The sequence below is a fragment of the Mesorhizobium sp. CNPSo 4661 genome, assembly GCF_057784215.1.
In genome coordinates this window covers 317,802-324,176 of the sequence record NZ_JBWGIO010000005.1, presented here as the reverse complement: position 1 = coordinate 324,176, position 6,375 = coordinate 317,802, and the positions used below count along the sequence as shown (strand labels likewise).

At 65.6% G+C, this 6,375-nt stretch carries 6 protein-coding genes and 1 tRNA gene; 6 read left to right on the top strand and 1 reads right to left on the bottom strand.

All coding sequences use genetic code 11. From position 1 onward, the window contains the following. Positions 1-122: 122 nt before the first annotated feature. The 4 genes from AC0YKC_RS10110 to AC0YKC_RS10095 are packed head-to-tail and all read left to right on the top strand — an operon-like array spanning position 123 to position 4,821. Positions 123-1,526, top strand: a complete 1,404-nt coding sequence (locus AC0YKC_RS10110) for a lipopolysaccharide biosynthesis protein (RefSeq protein ID WP_434724161.1) — start codon at positions 123-125, stop codon at positions 1,524-1,526. Then, a complete protein-coding gene (locus AC0YKC_RS10105) occupies positions 1,526-2,806 on the top strand; it encodes a GNAT family N-acetyltransferase (protein WP_488510963.1) in 1,281 nt (426 codons plus the stop codon). Before AC0YKC_RS10110 ends, AC0YKC_RS10105 begins: the two co-directional genes overlap by 1 nt. A gap of 21 nt (positions 2,807-2,827) precedes the next feature. Continuing rightward, complete coding sequence (locus tag AC0YKC_RS10100; protein ID WP_488510962.1) at positions 2,828-3,661, top strand: creatininase family protein; 834 nt, start codon at positions 2,828-2,830, stop codon at positions 3,659-3,661. Then, positions 3,658-4,821, top strand: coding sequence for a YncE family protein (locus tag AC0YKC_RS10095; protein ID WP_488510961.1), 1,164 nt, complete (start codon positions 3,658-3,660; stop codon positions 4,819-4,821). The genes AC0YKC_RS10100 and AC0YKC_RS10095 overlap by 4 nt, the downstream gene beginning before the upstream one ends. 45 nt (positions 4,822-4,866) lie before the next feature. Here the strand turns inward: AC0YKC_RS10095 and AC0YKC_RS10090 are convergent. Continuing rightward, positions 4,867-4,951: transfer RNA gene (locus tag AC0YKC_RS10090), tRNA-Leu, on the bottom strand. A 277-nt stretch (positions 4,952-5,228) separates the two neighbouring features. On the opposite strand from AC0YKC_RS10090, the gene AC0YKC_RS10085 reads away from it, so the two are divergent. Together AC0YKC_RS10085 and AC0YKC_RS10080 are read left to right on the top strand one after the other, a co-directional pair. Continuing rightward, positions 5,229-5,816 carry a YqaA family protein gene (locus AC0YKC_RS10085; protein WP_488510960.1) on the top strand — a complete coding sequence of 196 codons (588 nt, stop codon included), beginning with the start codon at positions 5,229-5,231 and terminating at the stop codon, positions 5,814-5,816. Between the two features lie 24 nt (positions 5,817-5,840). Further along, complete coding sequence (locus AC0YKC_RS10080; RefSeq protein WP_320296727.1) at positions 5,841-6,359, top strand: disulfide bond formation protein B; 519 nt, start codon at positions 5,841-5,843, stop codon at positions 6,357-6,359. Positions 6,360-6,375: the final 16 nt, after the last annotated feature.

Here is a 6,375-nt window from a genome sequence, read left to right as displayed (position 1 = left end):
CTGCGCGGCCACCTTCTCCCACAAGGGGAGAAGGCAAGTCCCCGCACCCCACCCACCCTTTCTTAAGGTGTTTCGGATAGACCGAAACCTTGAAAAGAGGCGGAAAACGGAGAGTATTCGGGGTGCGCTTTTCCGCGGCGACGACTGCCGGGCGGTTCCTGCCGCAGCGCTGGGCGCTGCGCATGCGTCCGTTGCTTGGCCGCATCGACGCCGTGCTGTTCACTGCCGACGAACGCGGCGAAGCCGGGCGCATGTCGCTGATCGCCTTTTCCATCCGCATCATCAGCGCCTTCATCGCCTTTGTCAGCCAGGTGCTGATGGCGCGCTGGCTGGGCTCGTTCGAATACGGCATCTCGGTGCTGGTCTGGGTGACGATGGTCATCGTCGGCAACCTCGCCTGCCTCGGCTTCCACACCTCGGTGATCCGTTTCATTCCTGAATATCGCGAGCGCGGCATGCTGGCCGAGCTGCGCGGCATCGTGCTGGCCAGCCGGCTGTTCGTGCTCGTGGCCTCGACGCTGATCGCGGGCCTCGGCGCCCTTGGCGTGTGGCTCGCCTCGGACTGGATCGAGAACTACTACGTCATCCCCTTCATCCTCGGCGTCATCTGCCTGCCGATGATCGCGCTCGGCGATCTCCTGCAGGGGCTGGCGCGCGCCAATTCCTGGGCGCTGCTGGCGCTGTCTCCCACCTATCTGGTGCGGCCGGTACTGATCCTGGCGTTCATGGCGCTGATGCTTGGCCTGCACTACGAGCCCGACGCCAAGACGGCGATCTTCGCCTCGATCGCCGCCACCTATGTCACGACGCTCGGCCAGCTGATGGCCGTCACCTCGCGCATGGAGAAAAAGATACCGGCCGGGCCGATGGCCGTGCATTTCGGCCAATGGATCCTCGTTTCGCTGCCGATCTTCCTGGTCGAGAGCTTCTTCTTCCTGCTCACCAATGCCGACGTGCTGATGGTGGGCGCCTATCTCCAGCCCAATGACGTCGCCGTCTATTTCGCCACGGTGAAGACGCTGGCGCTGGTGCATTTCGTCTATTTCGCGGTCAAGGCCGGCGTTGCCCAGCGCTACGCGCAGTTCACCCATGGCGATCCCGACAGGCTCGCCGCCTTCGCCCGCGAGACCGTCACCTGGACCTTCTGGCCCTCGCTCTTGATGGCGCTGCTGGTGCTGGCGCTGGGCGAGCCGATGCTGGTGCTGTTCGGCCCCGAATTCACCGCCGGCTACCCACTGCTCTTCCTGCTGGTGCTGGGCGTGGTCGCGCGCGCCGCCGTCGGCCCCTGCGAGAGCCTGCTCACCATGAGCGGCAACCAGAACATCTGCGCCGCCGTCTATGCCATGACGCTTGCGCTGAACATCGGCCTCAACGTGCTGTTGATCCCGCTGTTCGGCCTCTGGGGCGCGGCGATCGCCACTAGCCTCGCCATGGTCTTCGAGGCCAGCGCGCTCTCCTTCACCGTCTGGCGCAAGCTCGGCATCGTGATGGCGATCTTCGTGCCTGCAAAGAAGGAAGTCGCCTGATGGCCGCCGTCCCGTTGCTCGAAGAGACCAGCGGCGGCCCCGCCGGCGCCATGGTCTCCAACCTTGCCGGCCTGGCGCGCGAGGCGGACCCCGCCCATATCGAACTGTTCGCCAGCAACAGGCCGGAGCGCAAGCTCGCCATCTACCCGGCCTCGGCCGGCTTCGACCTAGTCGAGGAGCTCGACTATCTCAGCGCCCGCACGATCGAGCCCAACGTCTTCTTCAACCCGCGCTTCCTGGCGCCGGCGATGCCCCGGCTGGAAGACCGCGAGGTGCGGCTGGCCGTCATCCGCGACGGCGACGAGTACCGCAACCGGCTGCGCCTTCTGGTGCCGTTCTCGGTCGAGCGCCCGGCGATCCCGCTCGGCGTCCCGGTGATGCGCACATGGTCGAGCCCGTTCGGCCCCCTCGGGACGCCGCTGGTCGACCGCGACGATCCGGTCGGCGTCATCGAGGACTTCTTCTCGATGCTGTCGAGGCCGCATCTCAAGCTGCCCAAGGTCTTCGTGCTGCCCGACATGAGGCTCGACGGTCCGGTGGCGAGCCTGCTCACCTCCTTTGCCGACAGCCGCGGCCTGACCCTGGTGACCACCGGCAAGGTCGAGCGCCCGGTGCTTGAAAGCGATGCCGACGGCGAGGACTATCTCAAGGCCTCGCTGCGCGCGCACCATTATCGCGAATTCCGCCGCCTGAAGCGGCGCCTCGCCGATCAAGGCAAGCTCGAGCACATCGTGGCGCGCGGACCGGACGAGATCCGCCATGCCATCGAAAGCTTCCTGACCCTGGAAGCAGCCGGCTGGAAAGGCCGCGAGCGCACCGCGATGGCGATCGACCGCTACCGCGCCGCCTTCGCCCGCGAAGCCGTGCACAGATTGGCCGAGCAGGACATGTGCCGCATCCATCTGCTGACGCTCGACGGCCGCACCATCGCCTGCCTGGTCGTCTTCGTCGAGGCCGGCGTCGCCCACACCTGGAAGACGGCCTATGACGAGGCGCTCGCCACCTATTCGCCGGGCACGCTTTTGATGATCGAGGTGACCAAGCAGCATCTCGACGATCCCAACATCGTCATGACCGATTCCTGCGCGGTGCCGGACCACCCGGTGATGAGCCGCCTGTGGAGCGAGCGCAAGCCGATGGGCACGCTGGTGGTCGGACTGACGCCGGATGCCGACCGGCTGGCCCGCCAGGCGGCCTCGCAACTGCATCTCTACCGTGAGACCCGCAACATGGCGCGCATCCTGCGCAACCGCATGCGGAGCCTGCTGAAGCGGCGCTAGAAAGGCAGCGGGTACAAGGGTATGCATCTTGAGATCGGAAGGCGCGCGCTGCGGCGCATCCTGGCTGGCGCCACGCTGCTGTTGTTCTTGCCGGCGATCAACCCGGCAAACGCTTCGGTCTTCCTGGAAGATCTGACCTGGACCGAGTTGCGCGACCTGGTCGCGGCGGGAACGACCACGATCATCGTTCCGATCGGCGGCACCGAGCAGAGCGGCCCGGCAATGGCGCTGGGCAAGCACAATGTGCGGGTGAAGGCCCTCGCCGAGAAGATTGCCGCGACACTGGGCAATGCGCTGGTCGCGCCGGTCATCGCCTATGTGCCGGAAGGCAATATCGATCCGCCTACTGAGCACATGCGTTTTCCGGGAACCATCTCCGTCGATGACGGGACTTTCGAGCAATTGCTCGAATCCACGGCCCGCAGCTTCAGGCATGCCGGCTTCAAGACCATCGTGCTGATCGGCGATCACGGTGGCTACCAGGCCGACGAACGCCACGTGGCCGACCGGCTCAATGCCGAATGGAAGAGGACGCCGGTGCGGGTCTTTGCCGCGCTCGATTACTATCGGTTCACGCAAGGGCCCTACACCGACAGACTGCTGGCCGCCGGCGCCACACGCGCCGAAATCGGAACGCATGCCGGCCTGGCCGACACCTCACTGATGCTCGCCGTCGACCCATCGCTGGTGCGCAGGGATCGTCTTGCAGGCCCGCCGAAGCTCGGTGCCGGGGATGGCGTTTACGGCGGCGATCCGGCAAGGTCCTCCGCCCAATTCGGGCAGCTCGGCGTGGATCTCATCGTCAACGGGACGACGGATGAAATCCGCGCCTTCATCGCAAGTCAGCCAAAATGATCGAGACTTCCCTGCGCTTCATCCGTCTTTGCGTGCCGCTGGCGCTGCTTGTCTCGGTGCAGCCCGGCGCGTCGCAAGCTGGCTCCTGCCCCGAGGATTGCAGCGATCCGCCACCACCGCCGGTCAACATCTACAAGCACACCGCCGCTGGCCATCTGAGCCCGGTGACGACCGGAGCGCTGCCGCGCGTCTACGTGCCCAACCGTTCCTCGAACAGCGTCTCGGTGATCGACACGACGACGCTGAAGGAAGTCGACCGCTTCACGGTCGGCAGCAAGCCGCAGCATGTCGTGCCGTCCTGGGATCTGAAGACGCTGTGGGTCGCCAACAACGGCACCGGCAGCAACGGCAGCCTGACGCCGATCGACCCGATGACGGCCAAGCCCGGCAAGCAGATCGCCGTCGATGATCCCTACAATGTGTACTTCATGCCGGACGGCAGCGCCGCAATCGTCGTCGACGAGGCGATGCAGCAGCTCGATTTCCGCGACCCGCACACCATGGCGCTGAAATCGAGCCTGCCGACACCGACCTGCCCCGGCATCAACCATGCCGATTTCTCAGGTGACGGCTCCTATGCGATCTTCACCTGCGAATATGGCGATGGCGGCCTGGCCAAGATCGACCTGAAGAACCAGAAGGTGCTCGGCCACCTCGACCTCTCCAAGATGGGCATGCCGCAGGACATCCGCCTCTCGCCCGACGGCAAGGTCTTCTACGTCGCCGACATGATGAATGACGGCGTGTTCCTGGTCGACGGCGACAGTTTCAAGGAAATCGGCTTCATCCCGACCGGCATCGGCACGCATGGCTTCGTCGTCAGTCGCGACGGCAAGCGCCTCTATGTCTCGAACCGCGGCTCGCACAAGATGGAGCAGGGCAAGGCCAAGGGCCCGGGCAGCGTGACGGTGATCGACTTCGCCACCCGCGCCGTGGCCGCGCAATGGCCGATCCCCGACGGCGGCAGCCCCGACATGGGCAATGTCAGCGCCGACGGCAAGCAGCTCTGGCTTTCCGGCCGCTTCGACAGCGACGTCTACATGATCGACACCACCAGCGGCGCGGTGACGAAAATCCGCGTCGGCGTCGAGCCGCATGGGCTGACGGTCTGGCCGCAGCCGGGGCGCTACTCGCAAGGGCACACCGGGAACATGCGGTAAAGCGCTTTGGGATGGCCCGCCATCCGAAGCTCGCAGAGCGAAGGATGGTGCCCCTAGCCGGGATCGAACCAGCACTCCTTGCGGAACTCGATTTTGAGTCGAGCGCGTCTACCAATTCCGCCATAGGGGCTCAGGCCGGGCGGCCTGGATGGGCGCGGACTATACGGGCGGATGGGTGTTCGTCAACTGGCCTGTTGCGGATTTGCCAGTGGAACCGGCGGCATTGCCTCACCCTTCGGCCTCGCGCCGACGCAGACATTGTGCGGCGCGGAAATTCTTTTTAGACAGGCTATGCGTTGAGCGCCTCGCTTCCGGAAGCTGGATGCGGCGCTTTGGGTCCTTGTCTTCCTGCCTGTCGTTGCCCAAAACCGCCAAGCGCCTCGGGGCGCCAAGGATTAGGAGAGCCGATGCTTCGCGGACTTTACGACTGGACCCTGTCGCTGGCGGCGAGGAAATCGGCCGAATGGTGGCTGGCCTTCATCGCCTTCGTCGAAAGCTCGGTGTTCTTCATCCCGGCCGACGTGCTGTTCCTGCCCATGGCGCTGGCGCGGCCCGAACGCGCCTATCGCTACGCGCTGACCGCCACGGCTGCTTCCGTCCTGGGCGGCATTGCCGGCTGGCTGATCGGTTACTATGCCTACGACACGATAGCACGGCCGATCCTGGAGCATTTCGGCGGCATTGCCACATTCGAGAAGTGGCAGTCGTCCGGCGCCGGGCTGATGCTGGTGCTGCTCGTCACATCCGGCGCCGCTCACCTGCCGCCGATCAAGGTGGTCACCATTCTGGCCGGCGCGCTTCACGTCAATCTTTTGGTCTTCATCGTCTCGGCCATCGTGGCGCGCGGCGCCCGCTTCCTGCTGCTTGCCTGGCTGCTGCGCCGCTATGGCGAGGAGATCAAGGAGTTTATCGAAAAGCGTCTGGGATTGATTGTCGGCGCCGGCGCCGCTGCCCTGATTTTGCTCTATATCCTCGTCAGATACGCCCACGGATAGCGACGCAACAACGGATCTCCATCGATGACAGCGACTATGAATGCCGACACCGGACGCCAGCGCACCCGCGCGGCGCTCTTTCTCGCCGTCGCCATGGCCGCGACCGTCGGCTCGGCATTGGCCTTCCAGTATATCGGCGGCTACATCCCCTGCCATCTCTGCCTCGAGCAGCGCACCCCCTATTATGTCGGCGTGCCGCTGATGGTGCTGGCGGTGATCGCCTCGATGCTGCGCGCGCCGGCCTGGGTGACGCGCGGCCTGCTCGCGATCGGCGGCCTTTTGATGCTCTACGGCCTCTATCTCGGCGTCTACCATTCGGGCGTCGAATGGGCGTGGTGGCAAGGTCCGGCCGACTGCACCGCCGGCGCCGGCCCGGTCGACACCGGCGGCAAGGGCGTGCTCGACGCGCTCGACAAATTCGTGCCGCCGTCCTGTGACAAGGCGGCGCTTCGCATCCTCGGCCTGTCGCTCGCCGGCTGGAACGCCATCGCCAGCCTCATCCTCGCCGCCGTCGCCTTCCGCAGCGCGCTCGCGCGGGATTGAACTATCCGGTGGCGGC

Excerpts from the sequence above, each read along its gene's own strand:
- AC0YKC_RS10085 (WP_488510960.1), top strand. The coding sequence starts at position 5,229 with ATGCTTCGCGGACTTTACGACTGGACCCTGTCGCTGGCGGCGAGGAAA.
- AC0YKC_RS10080 (WP_320296727.1), top strand. The coding sequence starts at position 5,841 with ATGACAGCGACTATGAATGCCGACACCGGACGCCAGCGCACCCGCGCG.
- AC0YKC_RS10100 (WP_488510962.1), top strand. The coding sequence starts at position 2,828 with ATGCATCTTGAGATCGGAAGGCGCGCGCTGCGGCGCATCCTGGCTGGC.
- AC0YKC_RS10105 (WP_488510963.1), top strand. The coding sequence starts at position 1,526 with ATGGCCGCCGTCCCGTTGCTCGAAGAGACCAGCGGCGGCCCCGCCGGC.
- AC0YKC_RS10095 (WP_488510961.1), top strand. The coding sequence starts at position 3,658 with ATGATCGAGACTTCCCTGCGCTTCATCCGTCTTTGCGTGCCGCTGGCG.